A 21,511-nucleotide genomic window follows, 5' to 3' on the forward strand; every position below is an offset into this window, starting at 1 on the left:
CGCCTGCAAATCGCCGAAGGGGTGCCGCCGCGCCCTTGTTCGGCGCGCTTGTATCCCAATACCATCCCAGAACCCACGCCACGAAGGGACCCCTCATGGCCTATTCCATCGCCGCCATCGATGCCGTCACCAACTACGAATTCGCCGATCCGGAGCTGGAGCGGAAGGGATGGCAGGAGAGCTTCATCCGCGGCAAGATCGGTGCCGAGGAATCCCGCATCAAGGGCCTGACGCCGGAAGCCTTCATCGAGAAGATGGACCGCGCCGGCGTGGAGCATTGCTTCCTCCTCGCCATCAAGGCCGGCAGCGCGCTCAACACCATCAATCGCCGCGTGCCGTATGAGAAGGTGGCGGAGATGGTGCGCCGCTACCCCACGCGCTTCAGCGCGCTGGCCGGCGTCGATCCCACGGAAGGCATGCGGGGCCTCAGGGAACTCGAATACGCGGTGAAGGAACTCGGCTTCATCGGGGCGCATCTCTATCCCCATTGGTTCGAGATGGCGCCCGACCATGCGCGCTACTACCCGATCTATGCGAAATGCTGCGAGCTCGACATCCCGATCCAGATGCAGATCGGCCATTGCCTCCGCTACTCGGAGGAGCGCCCGCTGAAGAGCGTCGGCCGCCCCATCACGCTCGACACCATCGCGTGCGATTTCCCCGAGCTGAAGCTCGTCGGCATCCATATCGGCTGGCCGTGGACGGAGGAGATGATCGCCGTCGCCTACAAGCATCCCAATGTCTATATCGGCACGGATGCCTATGCGCCGAAGCACTGGGACGAGAAGTTCGTGCGCTACATGAACAGCTTCGGCCAGGACAAGGTGATCTTCGGCACCGACTATCCGGTGATCGATCTGGAGCGCGCGCGCGTGGAGTTCGAGGCGCTGGGCCTGCGCGAGGTCGCGAAGCGCAAGGTGCTCCGCGACAACGCGATCAGGCTCTACGGGCTGAAGCTGCCCCTCTCAGAGTAGCGAGCGCGGCACGTAGCGCCCGCTGCCCACGGCCGTGTCGTCCAGCGCGCCATCGCGCATGACGGCACGGCCGCGCACGACCGTGTGCACCACCTTGCCGGTCAGCACCTGGCCCTCATAGATCGAATAGCCGGCGGAGGAGAGCACGCCCTCCCGCGTCACGGTCCAGCGCCGGCCGGGATCGACGATCGCGAAATCCGCGTCCATGCCGGGCGCGATCGCACCCTTGCGATGCAGGCCCATCGCCTTCGCCGGATTGGTGGCGACGAGTTCGACGATCCGCGCCAGGCTCAGCCCACGCTTCATGTGCCCCTCGCTCAGCAGCACGGGCAGCATCGTCTCCATCCCCGGGCAGCCTGGCGAGGCAGCCCAGATGCCGCCCTCCTTGCCCGAGAGGTCGCGATGCACATGGTCGGTGGCCACGGTGTCGATGCTGCCATCGAACAGCCCGTGCCACAGCGCCTCCCGGTCCGCTTCCTCGCGCAGCGGCGGGTTGATCTTGCCGATCACGCCGCCCTCCCACGTCACGTCATGCGTGAGGTAGTGCGGGCAGGTTTCCACCCAGACCTTGCCGCCCATCGCCCGCCCGCGCTTCGCCGCCTCCAGCGCCTCGGCGGAGGAGGTGTGCACGATATAGAGCGGCGCGCCCGCCTCCTGCGCCACCAGCGCCGCGCGCTGCACGGCATCGGCCTCCACGAAGGGGGGGCGGGATGCGTTCCAACTCGCGAGCCCACCCTGGCCCTCGGGGTCCTGCGCCATGATCTGCTTGCGGCGCACCCAGGCGAGCTCGATCGTCTCGGGATGCGGGCAGACCATGCCGCCATGCGCGGCCACGGTCTCGCACAGCCGCAGCAGGAAGCCGTCATCGATATCCGGCAGGCCGAGGCGCTTGCCCTCACCGCCGCGGTTGTTCATGAAGATCTTGAAGCTGGGCGCGCCGAACTCCTCGACATAGCGCTTGATGCCCGCGAGCTGCGCCTCGGTCGAGATGATGGGGTGGTAGCCGAAATCGATGCGCGATCCGGCCTCCGTCACCGCAATCACCTCGTCCCAGAAATCCTCGAAGGGATCGGTGGCCATGAGGTAGGGGATGAAGCAGGTGATGCCGCCGGCGGCCGCCGCCGCGCTTTCCTGCGCCGCATCGCCCGGCACGCGCGGGCGGCTGATGTCCTTGCCATGGCCGAGATGCAGATGCACGTCGATGGCGCCCGGCATCACGACGAGACCGGAGACGTTCCACTCCTCCGCCGCTTCCGCCGCAGCGCCACGCGCGAGGATGGCGGCGATGCGCCCATCCTTGACCGCGATCTCGCAGGTGGTGGGGCCAAGGCCCGGCAGCACGGCGCTGCCGCCGCGCAGAAGCAGATCGTAGCGCATCATGCTTCGTCCCGCGGCGCCAGCTGGCCGAGTGCGGCGACCGCTTCCTCCGTCGTCATCACATCCGCATATTTCGCGGCCATGTCGAACAGGTTGACCGCGTGGGATGTCGCGCTGCGGTCATAGACCGCGTCCTGCGGGACGACGACGCGCCAGTTATAGGCGAAGGCGTCGACGACGGAGCCGCGCACGCAGCCGCTCGTCGTGCAGCCCGTCACCACCAGCGTATCGACGCCGAGGTCGACCAGGTAGCTGGCCAGCGGGGTGCCGAAGAAGGCGCTGGGATGCTTCTTCGGCAGCAGGATGTCGCCGTCACGCGGCGCGACTTCCGCGACGAAGTCGTAGCTGTCCCGCGGCACCGTCATCAGCGCCGGCACCTTGGCCGCCAGGCGCCCCGTGTCGAAGCTCTCCTTGGGCGAGACATGGGGGTAGAGGACGGGCCACCCCTTCTCCCGGAACAGCGCCAGCAGTGCCTGGATGCGCGCGACGGCGGCCCAGCCGACCTCGCCGCAACTCGTGGGGTATTCCTTGATCGCGTCCCAGAACGGCATGGGCTTCGTGCCGACGGTGCGATACTGCACATCGATGATCAGCAGCGCGGGCCGCCGCCCGAGGCCCGAGCGCCGCCCGAATCCGGCGGCGCCATAGGCACGTTGTTCTTCCTCGGAGATGATTCCATCCCAGGGCTTCATGCGACTCAGTCCGGTTGTTCCTCGCCACGAACGCTAGATCATCGGTTGCAGACACACAAGATGTATCCAAGTCCCGGGGGTAGGGGGGCGCCGAAGCGCCGCCCCGTCTCAGCGCGCCGCCCAGCCCGATTTCGCCAGGATGTCGTGGCTCACGCGGATATCGCCATCCGGATCGGCGCCTGGTGTCAACGCATCGGTGATGATCTCCAGCACCGTCAGCCCCTGGTAGCCGATCTCCTTCAGCGCCGCCGCTGCCGCAGCCGGTTCCACGATCCCGGTGCCGAGCCGTTCATGCTTGAACACGGCATAGCCGCTGTCGGAGATGTGGACGTTCTTGATCCGCTTGCCGAGCAGCCGGATCGCGGCGGGGACGTCTTCCTTGATGTAGGCGCTGTTGCAGACGTCGAAGTTGATCCCGACTTCCGGCCCGATCTCCTCCGCCACCGCCAGCATGTCGGCGGCCTTGGGCAGGAAGGTGAAGGGGACATTCTCCAGGATGATCTCGACGCCGGAACCCTTCGCGAAATCCACGAGTTCGCGCATGCCCTCGATGAACCAGGCCCGCATCCAGGGCACGGGCGGATCGATCAGGGAGTTCACGGGACCGGGGATCGCGCAGACATAGGGGCAGCCCCAATCGGCCGCGAGGTCGATGGCTTCCCGGTACCGGTCCAGCGTGTAGCGCCGCATCTTCGCGCAGACGCTGTTCGGGTTATTGTCGAGCAGCGGATAGCAGAAGGACGTGATGGCGGAACCGCTGTCGTCGAGCCAGGACTTGTATTCGCGCCGCTTCGCGGGCGTGAGTTCGGAGGGCCAGCAATGCGGCGGGAAGATCATCATCTCGAAGGCGCGATAGCCCTGCGCGTGCAGGTGCTTCAGTGCGCCGAGGCCATCATGCGAATAGAGGAACGGGAAGGTCGAGGTGGCAACGCGAAGATCGGCCATGCTGGGCTCCTCTAGAGGCTGTGTTCGGATCGGGTGTTGACGATGAGTTCGGCGATGGTCGCGGTATCCGGCAGCCGCAGCAGCAGCGAGACGATCTCCGCGATCGTGGCCGGTGACAGGCGATTCGCGGAAATCCCAGGCAGGCCGGCCAGCAATTCCGTATCGATGGCGCCGGGACACAGCGCCGTGACGCGCACGCCTTCCTCCCACCCCGCCAGCTTCGTCGCCTGGCTGAGCGCCACCAGCGCGTGCTTGCTCATGGCATAGCCGATGGAGACTGAGGCATCGCGGATGCGCTTGCCATCGGTGGAGGCGATGTTCACCACCCGCCCATGCCCCGCCGCGCGCAGATGCGGCAGCGCGCGCTTCGTCGCACGGAAGGGCGACTTGACATTGACGGTCCAGAGCTCGTCGAGCTCTTCCTCGCCGCCCTCGTCCCAGGTCACGCGGCGCAGGATACCGGCATTGTTGATGAGGCCATCGAGGCGCCCATGCGTCGCGGCCGCGGCCTCGATCCACGCCTCCGCCGTCGCGGGCTTCATCGCGTCATAGGCGTGAAAACTTGCGCGTTCCGTGAAGCCGAGCCGCGCACGCGCCGCAGCGGGATCGCGCACGCCGAGGGCCAGCGTATAGCCCTCCCCATGCAGCTTGTGCGCGATGGCGGCGCCGAGGCCGCGCGAGGCCCCGGAGATGGCGATGACGCGGCCCGTGGCGGGGATCAGTTCCGCGTCACGCATGGTCAGAACAGGCCCTGATAGACGCCGCCATCATTGACGATGTTCTGCGCTGACATGAACCCCGCCTGTGCGCTGCAGAGATAGGCGACCAGGTCGCCGCATTCCGAGGGATGCGCGAAGCGGCCCGCTGGGCAGCCATTGATGCGGTCCTCGACCATGGCTTCATAGGTCGTCCCGCGCCGCGCGGCATGGCCGTGCAGGTTGGTGCGCAGCGCATCCGTGTCGAACAGCCCCGGGCACACCGTGTTCACGGTGACGTTGTGCGGCAGCAATTCCCGCGCGATCGAGCCGATGGCGCCGGACAGCGCGACGCGCGCGGCATGCGAATGCGCGAAGCCCACCTGGGGGAACTTGATGAAGCTGACGGAGATGCTGACCACGCGGCCGAACTTGCGATCGCACATGCCGGGCGTGACGCGGCGGATCAACTCCATCGAGGAGTAGAAATGCACGTCCCACCAGCGCAACCATTCGTCGCGCTCCCAGGCCCGGAAATCGCCGGGCACCTGGCGGACGCCGGGATTGCAGACCAGGATATCCGGCGCCGGGCAGGCGGCCAGGATCGCGTCCCGACCTTCCGGCGTGTTCACATCCACCGCCACCGTCTGCACGGTGACGCCCGTATCGCGTCGCAGCGCTTCCGCTGCCTCATCCAGCGCTTCCTGGCCCCGCGCGACGATGGTGACGTTCGCACCCTCCTGCGCCAATGACCGCGCGCAGGCCTCGCCCAATCCCCTGCTGCCACCGCAGACGATCGCGTGCCGCCCCCTGATGCCGAGATCCATGTCAGAGCAGCCCCATATCCTTGAGACCTGTGCGCAGGCCTTCGAGCGGTGCGCCAGCCAGCGCGCGCAGCGGCGGCCGCGGCGTGCCGCCCCCGGCGAAGCCCATCATGTCCATCGCCGCCTTGGTGGCGGGGTAGAGGGTGCGGCCACCGCTGGTGAAGAGGTCCGTGAGCTTGCGCCCCGTTTCCTGCAACTCAGCGGCATCGCTGCGCCCGTCGCGCGCGGCGTAGTAGAGGTCGAGGCAGCCGGTCCAGACATTCGGGAAGCAATCGACCGTGCCATCGGCACCCAGCGCCACGGCCGGCACGCCGAAGACGGAGGAGGGGCCGCAGAACACCCGAAGCCGGTCCTTCACCGCCAGCATGGTGCTGTAGAAGTTGTTCCAGTCGCCGGAGGATTCCTTGATGGCGACGACCTTCTCCAGATCGGCCAGGCGATCCGCCAGCGCCGGGGAGATCGCGTTCACCGCATTGCCGGGGATGTTGTAGACCACCATCGGCAGGTCGATCGCGTCAGAGACCGCCTTGTAATGGGCGAAGATCTCGTCATCCGTCAGCTTCACGAAATAGGGCGGCAGCACCAGCACCGCATCGGCGCCGACCTGCTTCGCATGCTTCGCGAGCGCGATGGTATCGGCTTCGCCCACGCAGCCCGTGCCGACGATGACGGTCCCGCGGCCCGCCGTGGCGGCCACGGCCTCGGCATACAGCGCCTTCCGTTCCTCCATCGCCAGCGCCCAGAATTCGCCGGTGCAGCCGCAGGCGACGATGCCGGTGGCGCCGGCATCCAGCATGCGCGTGACATTGGCGCGGAAGCCCGCATTGTCCACGCGCCCCGCCGCATCGAAGGGCGTCGTCAGCGCCGGCATGGGGCCCGACCAGGCGACGTCATCGCGGTTCATCAGACACTCTCCTCAACGGACATGGCGCGCGCATCCAGGCGCGCCTCGCTTGTGGCATCGAACAGATGCACGCGTTCGGCGCGTAGCGCGAAGGACACGCTTTCGCCAGGGTTCAGGGTGGCCTCCGCCGGTGCCCGCGCGGTCAGTGGCGAGCCGCCGGCATCCAGCATGACGATGGTCTCATGCCCCGTCGGCTCCACCACCCGCACCGTTGCGCGATAGGGGCCCGGGCCGATCACCACATCCTCCGGCCTCACGCCCAGCACCACCTTCGCCGGCGCGCCCGTGACGGCGAAGCGCGCGGTGATGGCGGGATGGCTGAAGATGCCGTCAGCGAAGGTGCCGGGCAGCGTGTTCATCGGCGGGGTGCCGATGAAGCCCGCGACGAACAGGTTCGCCGGCCGGTCATAGACCTCCCGCGGCGGCGCGAATTGCCGCAGCTCGCCACCCTCCATCACCGCGATGCGATCCGACATCGTCATCGCTTCCAGCTGGTCATGCGTGACGTAGACGAAGGTTCGGCCCAGCGTGCGATGCAGCTCGATCAGTTCCGCCCGCATATGCGCGCGCAGCTTGGCGTCGAGGTTCGACAGCGGTTCATCCAGCAGGAAGACCTTGGGGCTGCGCACCAGCGCGCGCCCCAGCGCCACCCGCTGCTGCTGGCCGCCCGAAAGCTGGCGCGGCTTGCGGTCCAGCAGCGCCTCAAGCTTCAGCATGGCGGCGATTCGCGCGACCTGCGCGGCACGTTCCGCCTTCGCCATGCCCTGCTTCTTCAGGGGATAGGCAATGTTCTCGCCCACCGTCATGTGCGGATACAGCGCGTAGGACTGGAACACCATGGCGATGTCCCGCTTGCCCGGCGCGACATCGTTGACCACGCGCCCGCCGATGGAGATCTCGCCGCTCGTGGGAAATTCCAGTCCCGCCAGCATCCGCAGTGTCGTCGTCTTGCCGCAACCCGAGGGCCCGAGCAACGAGACGAACTCGCCCGGCCTGATCGACAGGTCCAGCCCCTTCACCGCCACGGCATCGCCGAAGGCCTTGCGGACGCGGGTGAAGGTGACCTCCGCCGCGCTCATCCCTTCACCCCACCGGCACCGAAGCCGCGGGTCAGGTATTTCTGCAGGACGGCGAAGATGATGATCAAGGGGACACTCATCATGACGGAGGCCGCCATCAGCAGCGACCATTCGATGTTGAAGGAGGATACGAGCATGCTCATCACGCCCGTCGTCAGCGGCCGCGCACTGTCCGTGTTCACAAGCACCAGCGCGTAGAGATATTCGTTCCAGGACAGGATGAAGGTGAACAGCGAGGTCGAGATGATGCCCGGCAGCGCCTGCGGCAGGATCACGTCGAAGAAGGCCTCCATCCGCGTCGCGCCATCGACCAGCGCGGCGGATTCGAGATCATCCGGAATCCCCTGCATGAAGCTGCGCAGCAGCCACAGCGCATAGGGCAGGGCGAAGCTGGTATAGGCGATCACCAGGCTCAGCAGCGAATTCGCCACGCCGAGCCACACCATCATCAGGTACAGCGGCAGGATCAGCACGACGGAGGGCAGCAGGTAGGTGAAGAGCACCAGCTGCGCCAGCCTCTCCCGCCCCGGATAGCGGAACCGCACCAGGCTGTGCGCCCCCAGCGTCGCGACGCCCACCACCAGCACCGTGGTGGAGAAGGACAGGATCAGCGAGTTCCGCATGAACAGCAGGAACGGCGTCTCCCACAACAGGCGGCGATAGTGTTCGAAGGTGATTTCCTCCGGCCAGAAGGTCGGTGGAATGCGGAACAGCTCGAATTGCGGCTTGACCGAGGTGATGACCATCCAGATGAGCGGGAAGGCCGTGACCAGCACGATGGTCCAGGCCATCAGGTTGAAGGCGATACGCTTCATCGCGCTTCCTCCTTCCCCATGCGGCGGAGGTACAGCACCATGAAGACCAGCATCACCGCCATCATCGCGACGGCAACCGCCGTGGCGCGGCCCATCGCATCCAGCCCGAAGGCTTCCTTGTAGACCATCAGCGGCAGCGTCTGGGTGGAGATCAACGGCCCGCCGCCCGTCATCAGGTAGATCAGGTCGAATTCCTTGAAGTCCCAGATGGCGCGCAGCAGCACCACCACCATCAGCACGTCCTTCAACTGCGGCAGTGTCACATCCGTGAAGCGCGCCCAGGCGCCGGCGCCATCGATGGTCGCGGCCTCGTAAAGTTGGTCGGGAATGGTCTGGAGCCGCGCCAGGATCGCGATGACGACGAAGGGGAAGTACTTCCACGCGCCGACCAGCACGATGCTGATCATGGCGTTGGGCATCGATCCCAGCCAATCCAGCGGCATCTGCAACAGGCCCGACCACATCATCAGGTGGTTCAGGATGCCGTAGAGGTCATTGAACAGCCAGCGCCACACCAGCACGGCCACGACGGTCGAGACGAAATAGGGAAACAGGATCAGGCTGCGCGCCAGCGCGCGGAAGACGATCGCCTGGTGCAGCATCAACGCCGCCGCCACGCCCAGCACCACCTGCAGGAACAGCGTGCACACGGTCCAGACCAGCGTGTTGAACAGCGACCGCCAGAATTCCTCGCCGGCGAAGAGGTCGGCGTAGTTCTGGAAGCCGACGAAATTGCCCTTGAGCGTCGGCGTGAAGATGTTGAACAGGCTCAGATAGATGGCCGAGACCAGCGGATAGACGATGACGGCGCAGAAGATCAGCACGCAGGGGGCGATCAGCATCACCCCCAGCATCGCGTCCCGCCGGTCGAGGGGATTGCCCCTCGCCGGCCCGCCAGCCCCGGACCCCATGCCGATGCGTCAGCCGCGCATCAGCGCTTCAAGGCGCTGCGCCGTGGTGGAGACGACCGCCGCCATCGGTTCGTTGTTGATGACGTAGCGCTGCACGGCCTCGGCCAGCACGTGGCTCGCGATGATGCGCCCCGCCGCAGTGTTCGGCCGGTGCCGCGTCGATTCCCAGCCGAGGTTGTGGCCCGCCGCCGCGCTCTCGCTCATCAGGTCGACTTCGGCGCGGTACTTCTGGATCAGCGCATTCTCCTGGTATTGCGGCATGGCGCTGATGGTCTTCAGCACCGGCAGCACATGGCCCGGCGCCGCATGCAACTGGCGGATGTAGCCATCGGCGCGGAACAGATGCGCCGCGAAGCGCTTCGCCAGCGCCATGTTCGGCGCCACCTTCGGGATCATCACGCTGGGGAAGTCATTGAAGGTCCAGGGCGCGACATTGGTCGAGATCGTCGGGTAGCGCGCGCAGGTCACGCTGTCCGCGATCCGCGGGTTCTGCGCCGCGACATTCGCCAGCACGCGGCCGGTGTAGATGCCGGTCGCGGTCGCGCCCGCCACGAAGGCGGTCAGGCTTTCGCCCCAGGAATAGTTGGTCGCACCCGGCGGGCAGAGCTCCCGCATCGACTTGTAGAATTCGAGCGCGTTGCGGAAGGCGTCGCTGTCCACCGTCACCTGCAGGTCGGGGGAGAAGATGTTGCCGCCAGCACCATGGACGAAGCAGATGAAGATCAGGCTCGTCATCGAATTGCGGGCGTAGGGAAGCGGCGCGCCGAACACGCCGCCACCCTGCATGCGGCGGCAGGCATCGCGCAGCTGGTCCCAGGTGCGGGGCGCTTCCGCGATGTTGGCGCGCTGCATCAGGTCGCGGCGCAGCCACATCATGTTGGCGGCGGAATTGCCGATGCCGGTGCCGGCGAACTGGCCGGGCGTGATTTCATAGATGCGGTTCGCACCATCATAGAAATTCGACGTGCCGATCATGTTGATCACGTCGTTGAAGGGCTCCAGCAGGCCGTTCTGCCAGTAGGTCGCGACCGCGAAATGCGGCAGATGCGTCACCACGGACGGCACCTGGCCGGAGGCGAAGGCGGCCGCCATCTGCGCGGGGTAGCCTTCGTCGGACGTGGCCTCGAACACCACGCGCACGCCCGGATTCGCTTCCTCGAAGGTGCGGATCTGGAAATTGTAGGCCTCGCGCTGCGCCGGCGCCGTCTGCGGCGACCACCAGCGAAGCGTCGTCGGCGTCTGCGCCCTCGCGCCGCCAGGTGCTGCCAGTGCCACGGCGCCCGCGCCCAGCGCGGTGCCCAGGCTGCGGCGAGAGAGGCCGCTGCGGGTGGTCTCGGTCATGTCTCTTCCCTTCCTTCCCTGCTTCCGTCACCCACTGGCGGCAACCGCACAGCGAACGCTTGACCGCAGTGTGAAACACCACATGACGAAACCGCAAGGGCCTTTCCCAGGATTTCAAGCGTTGACCACACGGATTCACGCGACCTAAGTTCGCCCTGCGAACAGCCTGACCCGATGGGCAAGACCACGATGGATGATGCGATCCCGCGCGACCTGCACGCGCCCGAAGCGCCCCCGCGGGAGGATCGGGAGATCGTGCAATCCGTGCTGCGCGCGCTCGATGTGCTGCGCAGCTTTGACCGGCAGACCCCGCGGCAGACGCTGTCCCAGGTGGCGGAGCGCACGGGCCTCAGCCGCGCCACCGCGCGCCGCTTCCTGCTGACCTTCACCCATGCCGGCTATATGGAGCAGGAGGGCGGGCGATTCCGTCCCACGGCCAAGCTGCTCGAACTTGGCCATTCCGCCGTGGCGTCGCTCGGCCTCTGGGACATCGCGCGGCCCATCATGGCGGATCTGTCCATGCGGCTGGGCGAGGCCGCCTTCGCCGCGGTGCTGGATGGGGAGGATGCGCTCTATGTCGCGCATGCGCCCTCGCCTGGTCGTGTCGTCGCCGTCGGCATCGCGGTGGGCCGGCGCCTGCCGGCATATGCGACCTCGGTCGGCCGCGTGCTGCTCGCGGGGCTCAGTGACCAGGCGCTTGGCCAGGCCCTGTCGGCGATGAAGCCCGTGGCGCATACGCCGAATACCGTGACGTCCAAGCCGAAGCTGCGCGCGATCATCGAGGATGCGCGCCGCAACGGTTTCTCGATCGTGGATGAGGAACTGGAAATCGGCCTCCGCTCCGTCTCCGTGCCCTTGCGCGCACCGGGCGGCGCGGTGCTCGCGGCACTGAATGTCTGCGGCCCCTCCTCGCGCGTCACGGCTGACGTGCTGCACAGGCGCTTCCTGCCGGAATTGCTGGAGGCCGCGGACCGCATCAACCGGTCGCTTCGCGATTGAAACGATCCGGCGTGAAGCGTGCCACCGGGAAGCCCGCTTCGCGCCCCAGCAGGATCGCCGCCGCCATGTCGGCCACCAGCGGGCCGAGCGTGTAGCCCGCATCGCCCGGCACCGCGACATGCACGCGCGGTTCGGCGCCGAGTGGCCCCAGCACGCATTGCCCATCCGTCGTCGTGTTCACCCCGGCCCATGTGCGCAGCAGACGCAGGTCGCGCACGCTGGGGACGATGTGCTGCGCGAGGGTGAGGTTGCCGACGAGCGATTCCATCGCGACCGTCGGCGCCTGGTCCGGCCCCGCGAAGCGCGCGGGCCAGCCGCCGCCGATCACGACCTGGCCGCTCGCCAACTGCTTCAGCGTGATCATGCGCTCGGCGTGCTGCACCAGGTGCTTGACCAGTGGCGCGGCGGCTTCGGTGATGTTCATGTGCAGCGGCTCGGCGACGGTCGGGACATGCGCGCCAAGCTGTGCCGCCAGCCTGCCCGTGCCCGCGCCGGCGGCCAGCACCACCGTCCCGGCGCGCAGGGCGCTGCCATCCGACAGCGTCAGCGCCATGCCGGCGCCGTCGCGTTCGATCCGTTCCACCCAGACCTTCAGCCGATGCGGGACACCACGCTGACGGAGGTCATCCCACAGCGCCCGATTGGCCAGCAGCGGGTTCAGCTTGCCCTCGTCATGGCAGAGCTCCGCCCCCACCACCGCTTCGCCGAGATAGGGCGCGATGCGACGGACCGCCGCGCGATCCAGCATCTCCACCCGCAGGCCCAGTTCCTCCTCCCGCGCGCATTTCCGCGCGAGGAATTCGTAGCTGGTGGAATCCTCGCAGACCATCAGCCCGCCGGATTGCCGCAACTCCACATCCGCGCCGAGTTCCTCGGCCAGCGAGGACCAGCGCCGCGCCGCCGCCGGATACAGCGGCAGCGACGCCTCCAGGTTCGGCACCAGCTCCGGATACATCCGCAGGAAGCGGCTCTGCATCTGCACATGCAGGCTGCCGGCATTGGCGTTGGTGCCGCCATGCCGGCCGTCATCCAGCAGCAGCACGTCGCGCCCCGCGATGGCGAGGTTGCGGGCCAGGCAGAGGCCGACGATGCCGCCACCGATGATGGCGACATCGGCCTGCTGGATCACTCCGCCGCCTGCTGGGCCAGGGCCGCCCGCTTGCGCTGCCAGGCGCGCCAGGTGGTGGCCCAGCGCGCGGGGTCTTCCGGCGCCTCGCCATCCACGCGGCCGATCGGCGCGTTGTGGGGCGCGGTGCGCACCATCTCCGGATCGCTGCGTGCTTCGTCGCACACCTTGGCCAGCACGTCGCACCAGAGGTCGATATCCTCCTTCGACCACAGCTCGCCCGCTTCCGGCGTGAAGGGTTCCGGCACAACCCAGGGCTCATGCGACAGCCAGGGCGCGTCGATCCCGTAGTCGGTCATGCGGTTGCCGACTTCGACGACGCCGAGCCCGGTTTCCTCCTTCAGCGGCCCGAGCCCATAGCGCGTCATCTCCATGCGCCAGGTCTTCGCTTCCGGATTGGACCGCGCGACGCCAGGGATGGCGAGGAGCTTCTTCTCCATGTAGTTGTTGGCCAGCACGGCAAGATCGGCGGCCTCCTTGATGCCGTCCCCGCCCATCGCCCGCGCCCAGACATAGGCGCGCATGACGATGTGGAGATTGCCCAGGAACTCCCGCACCTTGCCGACGGAATCCGGCCGGTCATGATCCATGCGGTACAGGCCCGTCGCCTCATCCTTCACCACGATCGGCTTCGGCAGGAAGGGTGCGAGTTCGGCGGAGCAGCCATAGGCACCCACCGCCGGCCCGCCGCCGCCCTTGGGGCCGCCGAAGGTCTTGTGCAGCATGAACATGCAGGCGTCGAAGCCGAGTTCGCGTGCGCGGATGCGGCCCATCACGCCGTTGAAGTTGGCGTGGTCATAGAAGGCCAGGCCACCGGCCTGCTTCACGAGCTTCGTCCATTCGACGATCTGCGGGTTGTAGACGCCCATATCGTCGGGGTTGTTGATCATCAGCGCCGCGGTGCGGCTGGACAGCGCGGCCTTCAGCGCCTCGATGCTCGGATAGCCATTCTCCTCCAGCATCAGCGTCACCACCTTGAACCCCGCGGTCGCGGCGGTGGCGGGGTTGCAGGGATGCGCCTGGATGGAGGTGATGATCTCGTTCCGCTGCTCCAGCTCCCCCTTCGCCGCGAAATAGCCGCGCGTGACGCAGGTATGGGTGTAGGCAGCGTCCGCCCCGCCGGCGGCCTGGAAGACGAACTGGTCCATGCCGGAAAGCTCCCGCAGGATCAGGTCGAAGCGGTGCACGATCTCCAGCAGGCCCTGGATGGTGCTGTCATCCTGCAGCGGATGGATCTCCGCCATCTGCGGCCGCAGGCCGAGCGCTTCGCTGACCCGCGGATTGTACTTCATCGTGCAGGTGCCGAAGAGGCTGACGCCCATCATGCCGAGCACCTGCTGCGAGAGGTGCAGGTAGTGGCGCAGCACGTCGTGCTCCGTCATCTCCGGCAGGGCAGGGGCGCTGCGCCGGCGCATGCCCGCGGGCACCAGCGCTGCTGCATCGGTCTCTGGCCGCGGGAAAACGAGGCCACGCCGCCCCTTCACGCCCATCTCCATCACGACGGGCTCGTTCCACCGGGCCTGGTGGATCAGCTTCGGCGTCCCGCTCATCGCACGATGTCCTCCAGCGCTGCCGCGAGTCTTTCGATGTCCTCGGAGGAGTGGATTTCCGTCACGGCATAGAGCGCGCTCTGCCCCAGCGCCGGGATGTCGGCGGAGAGGTCCTTGCCGCCGAAGATGCCGCGCGCCAGCAGCGCCTTGTTCACCGCCGCGACCGTCTGGCCGGTGCCCGAGAAATCCACGACGAACTCCCGGAAGAACCCGCCCGTCCAGCGCACCGAAACGCCCGGCACCGACGCGATGCGCCTGGCCGCCGCATGCGACCGCGCCAGCACCAGCTCTCCCAACTCCCGAAAACCCTCGGGCCCCATCAGCGACATGTAGACGGCATTGGCGATGGCGGTGAGGTAGACGGAATTACCCGTCCAGTCCTTCCCCTGCTCCCGCATCCCGTAGCTCGATTGATGCGACAGGCTCAGCGCGAAGCCGTGCTCACCCGGGTTCTGCGTGGTTGTGATGGAGATGTTGAGCGTCGGATACTCCCGCGCATACCGCTCCTCGTCTCGCGACGCGATGAAGCCGCCCGCGCCGCCGCCCGCGCTCATATGCGCGCCGAGTGTCTGCGTCGTGCCGACGACGATATCCGCCCCGTAGTCGGGCGGCGGCGCCAGCACGCCGAGGCTGATGGGATCGACGCCCACGATCACCTGCGCCCCCGCCTGATGCGCGAGATGCGCGATGGCCTCGCCCTGCGTCTCGATCAGGCCGAGGAAGGACGGGTTCTCAAAATAAACCGCCGTGACGCCGTCGCTCATCTTCGCGCGCAGATCGGCCAGGTCCAGCAGCCCTGTCGCCGCATCCTGTGCCACCGTCACCACCGCGATGTGGGACGCCATCCCCTCCGGCTCGCAATATTGCCGGATCACCGCCAGCCTCTCCGGGTCCATCCATGCCGGCACCAGCACGCGCCGCCGCCCGTTCAGCCGCGACGCCAGGCGGATCGCATTGCCCGCGGCGCAGCCCCAGGAATAGACGGGCAGGCCGACGAAGTCGCAGGCCACCAATTCGCCGAGCTGGGAGCAGAATTCGAACCAGGCCTGGTTGCGCCCATGGTCGGACATCGCCGTGCCCCAGACCGAGGTCAGGAACTCGCTCCGCCCCGCCACCTCATCCACGATGGCCGGCACATGGTGCTGCCAGATGCCGGCGCCGAGGAAGGACAGGTTCTCCTCACACGATCGGTTCTTCGCCAGCAACTGCAGCATGTGGCGCCGCAGCTCCACCTCCGACCGCAGCGCGGGCGGCAGCGCGAATTCATGCTTCGTGCGATGCGCCTCGGGGATCTGTTCGAACAGCGCCTCGATCGAAGGGGCGCCGGTTTCCCGCAGCATCGCCTCCTTGATCGCGGGCACGGAATTGGCCATCCAGGGATGCGCCGTCATGCTCTCTCCTGTCACGTCTTCGTCTCCCTCAGGCGGCGATCTTGATCATGGCGCTGCGATCGGGCGCGGTGCGCACGGCGATGTAGCCCGCGAGTTCCGCATCCATCGCCGCATCGCCGGTATCCACATGCAGGCAGGCGGGATCGAGCGCCGCAAGCTTCATCGCCCCCGCCACCACGACCAGGTTCTGCCGCCCGATTCGCCTCAGCACCGCAGCACTGATCTGCTGGTTGCCCCGGCCGAGCAGGAAGCCCTGGCCGCCCGTCACGCCCAGTACCAGGGTCGCCGGCGCAGTCTCCGTCAGCCGCAGCAGCTGTGCCTCGCTCACATCGGCCGCCAGCAGGCGGCCATCGAGCGCGACATCCACGCCCATCAGCGTGCCCTCGAATCCGATGGCGCGCTTCACCCGGCGCATGGTGGTGCCGCAGCCCAGCACATGGAGCCGCCCGCGTTCCATCTCGCCCGCGATGCGACGCGCCAGTGCATCCAGCGCGGCCTCATCCGTCACCACCGCGCCGGCCTTGCCGGCCTGCATCAGCGCGCGTTCTTCCGGCACCAGCGCCACGCCATGCAGGCGGGGGCTGACGCGGCCGGCGCGCAGCGCCTCCTCGTCCAGATCCATGATTTCCGCTTCCCGGAACCGGGCCTCGCCCGCCATGACGCGCGCAGCCAGGCGGCCGGCCGCGGCGGGGCTGGTGGCGAAGACCGCGGACTGCATCTTCACGCCCGTCGGGATGCCCAGCAGCGGCACTTCAGTGCCGACCGTGCCTGCCACGTCCCGCGCCGTGCCGTCACCGCCCGCGAAGAGGATCAGCGCCACCCCCGCTTCCGCCATGGCCCGCGCCGCGTCACGCGTGCCCTGCGCATCCGCGCTTACGCCGGCCAGCGTCTCGCAAGGGATGCCCGCCGCCGCGCAGGCATCAGCGCCCATCGCGCCCGGCGCCGCCAGCACCGCTACGCCGCGCAGTTCCGCCAGCGCCCGCACCGCGCGGAGGCCGGAGACAGGCTCCGCCCCCAGCGCCCGCGCGCGCGCCAGCACATCCGGCCCATCGGTGCCCTTCAGCCCGACCCTGCCGCCCATGCCCGCGATGGGGTTCACGATGACTCCCAGCCGCCGCACCAAGTCCCCCGCCCGTTCGCATCGCGGCTTCCCGCGTGTTCGCATCGCGAACATCAATGCGCCAGACGGACAATCTGCGGGGCTTCCGGCGATGGCGCAATCCCGAAGATGAAGCATCCGACATCCCGCGCCCCGCCGCCACAGGGTTGTGGCCCCGCGCCTCGCGGTCCTAGGCTTCGCCGCGATGCAGCAAGCCGCCCCGACACCCGAAGGCCTGCCCGCGCTGGAGGCACGGCTCCGGCGCGAATTGGCGCTGCTCAACCTGCCGCCCAGGGCCTGGGTGCCGGAAACGCCCTTCGAGCGCGGCGAATTGCTGGATGTCGCCGTCATCGGCGGCGGCCTGTCGGGCCTCTGCGCCGCGGCGGCGCTCCGTTTCCTCGGCATCACACGCCTCGCGGTGCTGGACCGCGCGGCGGAAGGCACGGAAGGCCCCTGGGTGACGACGGCGCGCATGCGCACGCTGCGCACGGCGAAGGAGGTCGCGGGCCCGGCGCTCGGCATCCCCTCGCTCACCTTCCGCGCCTGGTTCGAGGCGCAGTGGGGCGAGGAAGCCTGGGCCGCGATGTTCCGCATCCCGCGCCCCATGTGGATGGACTACATGGTCTGGTACCGCCGCGTCTTGGCGCTGCCCGTCCGCAACGGCGTCGAGGTTTTTTCCATGGAGCCGCAGCCCGACGGCCCCATCCGTATCGCGACGAACAGCGGCGTGCTGCATGCCCGCCGCCTGGTGCTGGCCACGGGCATCGATGGCCTGGGCGGCCCCGCTGTGCCCGCCGTGCTGCGCGACCTGCCGCGCCGCTACTGGGCCCATTCGGCGGAGGCGATCGACATCGCGTCGCTGGCCGGCAAGCGCGTCGGCGTGGTCGGCGCCGGCGCCTCTGCCATGGACAATGCCGCCGTCGCGCTGGAAGCCGGCGCCGCTTCCGTGGACATGCTGATCCGCCGGGCGGAGATGCCCCGCATCGACAAATTCACCGGCATCGGCAGCAAGGGCATGGCGCATGGCTTCATGGGCCTGCCGATGGAGGACAAGTGGCGCTTCTTCCGCCTGGCCAATGACGCGCAGCTGCCCGCGCCGCGGCAATCCGTGCTGCGCGTCTCCGCCTTCCCCAATGCGCGCTTCCTCTTCGGCTGCCCTATCCTCTCGGCGCGGGAGGATCGCGGCGCGCTGCTGGTGAAGACCCCGCGCGGCGCGCTGCGGCTCGATTTCCTGATCCTCGCCACCGGTTTCGCCATCGCGCCGGAGACGCGGCCCGAACTGCACGCCATCGCGCCCCATATCCGCCGATGGTCGGACAGCTACACGCCGCCGCCGGAGGAGCGCGACGACGCGCTGGCGCAGCACCCCGACCTCGGCCCGGGATTCGAGTTCCAGGAACGCGTGCCCGGCGCCTGTCCCGGGATATCGCGCATCGCCTGCTTCACCTTCCCCGCGGTGCTGTCCCACGGCAAGCTGACCAGCGGCATCCCCTCGGTCAGCGAAGGCGCGCGCCGCCTGGCGGAGGCGATGGCCCGCAGCCTCTTCGTCGAGGATCGCGCGCGCATCCGCGACCTCTTCGACCGCTACGACACCGCCGAGTTGCAGGGCGACGAATGGTCGCCCTGGACCGGAGCCCTGGAGAGCGACAATGACGCCGCAGCCTGAGATCCTGGTCTTCTACGGCATATCCTCCCCCTGGGCCTATCTCGGCACGCCGCTTCTCTGGTCCATTGCGCGCAAGCATGGCGCGCGGATCGTCCTGCGCCCCATCCGCGTGATCGAGGCCAATGGCGGCATCCCGCTGCGCACCCGCGCGCAGCCGCGGCAGGACTACCACGCGCTGGAACTGGCGCGCTGGCGCGGGCATCTCGGCATGCCGCTGAACCTGACGCCGCGCTTCTACCCCTGCAGGACCATCGAGACGGCGGCCCAGGCCGTGATCGCCGTGCAGGAAGCGGGGTTGGATGCACCCGCCTTCAGCTTCGCCGTGCAGCGCGCCTTGTGGGCCGAGGATCGCGACATCGCCGATCCGGACACGCTGCGTGACCTCGCCCGCGCCACGGTGGGCGAGCAAGGCGCCGCCCTGGTCCGCGACCCCGCGTTGCCCCGCCATGTCGAGACCTGGCACGGCAATCTGGCGGAGGCCGAGCGCCGCGGCATCTTCGGCACCCCCACCTATGTCGTGAAGGACGAGAATTTCTGGGGCCAGGATCGCCTCGATTTCGTGGACCGCGCTTTGGCGAGGTCCGCGTGATGCTGGCGCATGAGGACCCCGCCATCATGGCGCGCGCCACAGCGCTGCATGCGCGCGCGGTCGTCTTCGATGGCCTGTCCACCTGCAACTGGTCCCGCACGATCTTCGAGGAGATGAAGGCCGGCGGCGTGACCTGCGTGAACGCGGCCTCCGTGTTGTGGGAGGATCTGCGCGGTGGCCTCGACAACATCAGCGACTGGCGCCGCATGCTGGCGGAGAATGCCGACCTTCTGCGTCCCATCAGGACGGTCGCCGACATCCATGCCGCCAAGCGCGAAGGCCGAACCGGCATCAGCATCGGCTGGCAGAACACCTCCCCCATCGAGGACCGGCTGCAGGATATCGGGATCTTCAAGGATCTCGGAATCGGCATCATGCAGCTGACCTACAACACCCAGAACTACTCCGGCGCCGGCTACCTCGAACTGACGGATTCCGGCCTCACCGGCTTCGGGCGTGAGGTGGTGCACGAGATGAACCGCGCCGGCGTGCTCTGCGACCTCTCCCATGTCGGAGAGAAGACGAGCTTCGACACGATCGCCTGGTCGAGGCAGCCCTGCGCCATCAGCCATGTCCTGCCCCGCGCGCTGCATGACGTGCCGCGCAACAAGACCGACGCGTTGCTGAAAGCCTGCGCGGAGGCCGGCGGCATCATCGGCATCAGCCTCTTCGCGCCCGGGCTGCGCGCCGGCAATGACGCGACGGTTGAGGACTACATCGACGCGATGGAACACGTGATCGCGCTGGTCGGTGAGGATCATGTGGGCCTCGGCGCGGATTTCAGCCTGGATCATCCCCGCCCCGGCCCGTACCAGAACTATGCCAGCCGGGACAAAGGGAATGCCCGCAACCTGACGGAATTCGCCACCGCCAAGATCAACAAGCCCCACGGCATCCAGCGCATCCATGAGATGCCGCACATCACCGCGGCGATGGTGCGTCGTGGATGGTCCGACGACCTGATTGTGAAACTGCTCGGCAGCAATTGGCTGCGGTTGCTCGAACGCGTCTGGGGCGGCTAGCCCATCCGGTCCCACGCATCATCCGTGGCGCGTGACAGCCGGTGCTTCATGATGCGCTGGCTCGGTGTGCGCTCGAAACCCTCCACAACCGCGATGTAGCGCGGCCGCTGGTGGCGGCCCAGCCTCGCCTCCAGCCAGGCTGAGAAGGCGGCCGCATCCAGCGCCACACCAGGCTTCGGCTGCACGAAGAGCTTGATCTCCTGCTCCCCGATATCCGCCGCGACGCCGATCATCGCGCAATCCGAGACATCAGGATGCTGCGCGGCGACGCTCTCGACCTCCCACGCCCCGACATTCTCGCCCCGCACCCGCGCGCTGTCCGACATCCGGCCATGGAAGAACAGATTTTCTTCTGTATCGAAGGACCCGTGGTCGCCCGTATGCAGCGCGCCGTCGCGCAGCGCCTTCGCGGTGGCCTCGGGGTTGTCGAGGTAGCCCCGCGTCAGGGCCAGCGGGTCGCGCGCGCGGACGATGATCTCGCCCCGCTCGCCCTGCGGCACCGCTGCGCCACCCGGGCCGAGCAGCGTCACCTCGAACCACGGCATCGCGGTACCGACCGCGCCCTGCGTGCCGTTCCGGTTGGCGGTGCTGAAGCTGCTCGCCTCCGTCATCCCGTAGCATTCGCGCAACTCCACGCCGAAGCGTTCGCGCACCTCAGCCCAGATCTCTACCGGCGCGCCGCCGCCCCAGGCCACGCGCACGCCATGCGCGCGCTCCTTTGCACTCGGCTCCTGCTTCAGCAGGATCTGCAATATCCCGCCGAGGTAGTGGATATGCGTGGCCCCCGCATTGATCACCTCCTCCCAGAAGCGGCTGGCGGAGAAGCGAGGCACCAGGTGCAGCACGGTGCGACGCAGCAGCGGCACCACCACCATCTGCGCGCCGCCGATATGATACAGCGGCTCCCACATGAACATCACATCGCCATCCCGCGCCTCCGCCACCAGCAGCACGCCCTCGCCCGCCAGACGCAGCATGCGGTGGGACACGCGCACGCCCTTGGGCGGGCCGGTGGTGCCGCTGGTGTAGCCGATGGCGAAATCGTCGCCGGGGTCGGGCAGGCCTTCGTCGAACCGGCCCCGCGCCGCACCCTCCAGCGCCGCCAGCGTCACCGCGCCTGGCAGCGTCTCATCCGCCACCAGGATGCGCGGCTTCGCATGGTCGAGGATGTAGCGCAGCGCGTCGCCGACCAGCGCCGTGTTGAGCGGAACCCACACCAGCCCCGCCTTGGCCAGCGCGAAGACCAGCGCCAGCGCCCCCGCGCCATTCGGCAGCATCACCGCCACCCGGTCGCCACGCCGCGCGCCGAGGTCGCGCAACGCCCAGGCCATCGCGTCGCTCCGCGCATCCAGCGTGCCGAAATCGAGCGTCGCGCCATCGACGATCGCGAAGACGCGCCGCGGTTCCGCCGTCGCGATGGTGCGGAACAACTCCAGAAACCCACCCGCCGGCGGCACGCCTTGCTGCATTCCACGCCCTCCCACCCCGATGCTCCCGCGCGCCCATCGCCGC

At 68.2% G+C, this 21,511-nt stretch carries 20 protein-coding genes; 5 read left to right on the forward strand and 15 right to left on the reverse strand.

Features of this window, described 5'->3' with window-relative positions:
* Positions 1-95 precede the first annotated feature (95 nt).
* Entirely contained in the window at positions 96-974 is an 879-nt protein-coding gene (locus ACTIE5_RS25710; RefSeq protein ID WP_439552588.1) for an amidohydrolase family protein, read from the forward strand.
* On the opposite strand, the gene ACTIE5_RS25715 is transcribed toward ACTIE5_RS25710, so the two are convergent.
* From ACTIE5_RS25715 to ACTIE5_RS25760, 10 genes are all read right to left on the reverse strand, one after another.
* Positions 966-2,354 carry a dihydroorotase gene (locus ACTIE5_RS25715; RefSeq protein ID WP_439552589.1) on the reverse strand — a complete coding sequence of 463 codons (1,389 nt, stop codon included), beginning with the start codon at positions 2,352-2,354 and terminating at the stop codon, positions 966-968. The genes ACTIE5_RS25710 and ACTIE5_RS25715 overlap by 9 nt on opposite strands.
* Positions 2,351-3,043 (reverse strand): isochorismatase family protein, encoded by a 693-nt coding sequence (locus ACTIE5_RS25720; RefSeq protein WP_439552590.1) that lies wholly within the window; start codon positions 3,041-3,043, stop codon positions 2,351-2,353. Before ACTIE5_RS25720 ends, ACTIE5_RS25715 begins: the two co-directional genes overlap by 4 nt.
* 108 nt (positions 3,044-3,151) lie before the next feature.
* Positions 3,152-3,988 (reverse strand): sugar phosphate isomerase/epimerase family protein, encoded by an 837-nt coding sequence (locus ACTIE5_RS25725; protein ID WP_439552591.1) that lies wholly within the window; start codon positions 3,986-3,988, stop codon positions 3,152-3,154.
* Between the two features lie 11 nt (positions 3,989-3,999).
* Positions 4,000-4,725 (reverse strand): SDR family NAD(P)-dependent oxidoreductase, encoded by a 726-nt coding sequence (locus ACTIE5_RS25730; protein WP_439552592.1) that lies wholly within the window; start codon positions 4,723-4,725, stop codon positions 4,000-4,002.
* 2 nt (positions 4,726-4,727) lie between these two features.
* The gene (locus tag ACTIE5_RS25735; protein ID WP_439552593.1) at positions 4,728-5,510 is read right to left on the reverse strand and encodes an SDR family oxidoreductase; all 783 of its coding nucleotides are present in this window, start codon (positions 5,508-5,510) and stop codon (positions 4,728-4,730) included.
* Position 5,511: 1 nt separating this feature from the next.
* The gene (locus tag ACTIE5_RS25740; RefSeq protein ID WP_439552594.1) at positions 5,512-6,411 is read right to left on the reverse strand and encodes a dihydrodipicolinate synthase family protein; all 900 of its coding nucleotides are present in this window, start codon (positions 6,409-6,411) and stop codon (positions 5,512-5,514) included.
* On the reverse strand, positions 6,411-7,490 hold the full coding sequence (locus ACTIE5_RS25745) for an ABC transporter ATP-binding protein (RefSeq protein ID WP_439552595.1): 1,080 nt from the start codon (positions 7,488-7,490) through the stop codon (positions 6,411-6,413). Before ACTIE5_RS25745 ends, ACTIE5_RS25740 begins: the two co-directional genes overlap by 1 nt.
* Complete coding sequence (locus ACTIE5_RS25750; protein WP_092962349.1) at positions 7,487-8,305, reverse strand: carbohydrate ABC transporter permease; 819 nt, start codon at positions 8,303-8,305, stop codon at positions 7,487-7,489. The genes ACTIE5_RS25745 and ACTIE5_RS25750 overlap by 4 nt, the downstream gene beginning before the upstream one ends.
* Positions 8,302-9,216: a carbohydrate ABC transporter permease gene (locus tag ACTIE5_RS25755; protein WP_439552596.1), complete on the reverse strand. Its 915-nt coding sequence runs from the start codon at positions 9,214-9,216 to the stop codon at positions 8,302-8,304. Before ACTIE5_RS25755 ends, ACTIE5_RS25750 begins: the two co-directional genes overlap by 4 nt.
* Positions 9,217-9,225: 9 nt before the next feature.
* A complete protein-coding gene (locus ACTIE5_RS25760; RefSeq protein WP_439552597.1) occupies positions 9,226-10,557 on the reverse strand; it encodes an ABC transporter substrate-binding protein in 1,332 nt (443 codons plus the stop codon).
* A 189-nt stretch (positions 10,558-10,746) separates the two neighbouring features.
* Here ACTIE5_RS25760 and ACTIE5_RS25765 point away from each other — a divergent pair, with 189 nt between their 5' ends.
* A complete protein-coding gene (locus ACTIE5_RS25765; RefSeq protein WP_439552598.1) occupies positions 10,747-11,556 on the forward strand; it encodes an IclR family transcriptional regulator domain-containing protein in 810 nt (269 codons plus the stop codon).
* Here ACTIE5_RS25765 and ACTIE5_RS25770 read toward each other — a convergent pair.
* From ACTIE5_RS25770 to ACTIE5_RS25785, 4 genes are read right to left on the reverse strand one after another with little or no spacing between them, the layout of a single operon-like run.
* Positions 11,534-12,685 carry an NAD(P)/FAD-dependent oxidoreductase gene (locus ACTIE5_RS25770; RefSeq protein WP_439552599.1) on the reverse strand — a complete coding sequence of 384 codons (1,152 nt, stop codon included), beginning with the start codon at positions 12,683-12,685 and terminating at the stop codon, positions 11,534-11,536. The two genes, ACTIE5_RS25765 and ACTIE5_RS25770, sit on opposite strands and share 23 nt — an antisense overlap.
* Positions 12,682-14,232 (reverse strand): aminomethyl-transferring glycine dehydrogenase subunit GcvPB, encoded by a 1,551-nt coding sequence (gene gcvPB, locus ACTIE5_RS25775; protein ID WP_439552600.1) that lies wholly within the window; start codon positions 14,230-14,232, stop codon positions 12,682-12,684. The genes ACTIE5_RS25770 and gcvPB overlap by 4 nt, the downstream gene beginning before the upstream one ends.
* A complete protein-coding gene (gene gcvPA / locus ACTIE5_RS25780; protein WP_439552601.1) occupies positions 14,229-15,623 on the reverse strand; it encodes an aminomethyl-transferring glycine dehydrogenase subunit GcvPA in 1,395 nt (464 codons plus the stop codon). Before gcvPA ends, gcvPB begins: the two co-directional genes overlap by 4 nt.
* Before the next feature lie 28 nt (positions 15,624-15,651).
* On the reverse strand, positions 15,652-16,722 hold the full coding sequence (locus ACTIE5_RS25785) for an ATP-NAD kinase family protein (RefSeq protein WP_439552602.1): 1,071 nt from the start codon (positions 16,720-16,722) through the stop codon (positions 15,652-15,654).
* Between the two features lie 205 nt (positions 16,723-16,927).
* Between ACTIE5_RS25785 and ACTIE5_RS25790 the strand changes: the two genes are divergently transcribed.
* Genes ACTIE5_RS25790 through ACTIE5_RS25800 form a run of 3 tightly spaced genes read left to right on the forward strand, consistent with a single transcriptional unit; the run spans position 16,928 to position 19,999 of the window.
* Entirely contained in the window at positions 16,928-18,388 is a 1,461-nt protein-coding gene (locus tag ACTIE5_RS25790) for an NAD(P)-binding domain-containing protein (RefSeq protein ID WP_439552603.1), read from the forward strand.
* Positions 18,372-18,977: a 2-hydroxychromene-2-carboxylate isomerase gene (locus tag ACTIE5_RS25795; protein ID WP_439552604.1), complete on the forward strand. Its 606-nt coding sequence runs from the start codon at positions 18,372-18,374 to the stop codon at positions 18,975-18,977. Before ACTIE5_RS25790 ends, ACTIE5_RS25795 begins: the two co-directional genes overlap by 17 nt.
* A complete protein-coding gene (locus ACTIE5_RS25800; protein ID WP_439552605.1) occupies positions 18,977-19,999 on the forward strand; it encodes a membrane dipeptidase in 1,023 nt (340 codons plus the stop codon). The genes ACTIE5_RS25795 and ACTIE5_RS25800 overlap by 1 nt, the downstream gene beginning before the upstream one ends.
* On the opposite strand, the gene ACTIE5_RS25805 is transcribed toward ACTIE5_RS25800, so the two are convergent.
* Complete coding sequence (locus tag ACTIE5_RS25805) at positions 19,996-21,468, reverse strand: class I adenylate-forming enzyme family protein (RefSeq protein ID WP_439552606.1); 1,473 nt, start codon at positions 21,466-21,468, stop codon at positions 19,996-19,998. The genes ACTIE5_RS25800 and ACTIE5_RS25805 overlap by 4 nt on opposite strands.
* Positions 21,469-21,511 lie beyond the last annotated feature (43 nt).

Source organism: Falsiroseomonas sp., assembly GCF_051859025.1.
Taxonomy (GTDB): domain Bacteria; phylum Pseudomonadota; class Alphaproteobacteria; order Acetobacterales; family Acetobacteraceae; genus Falsiroseomonas.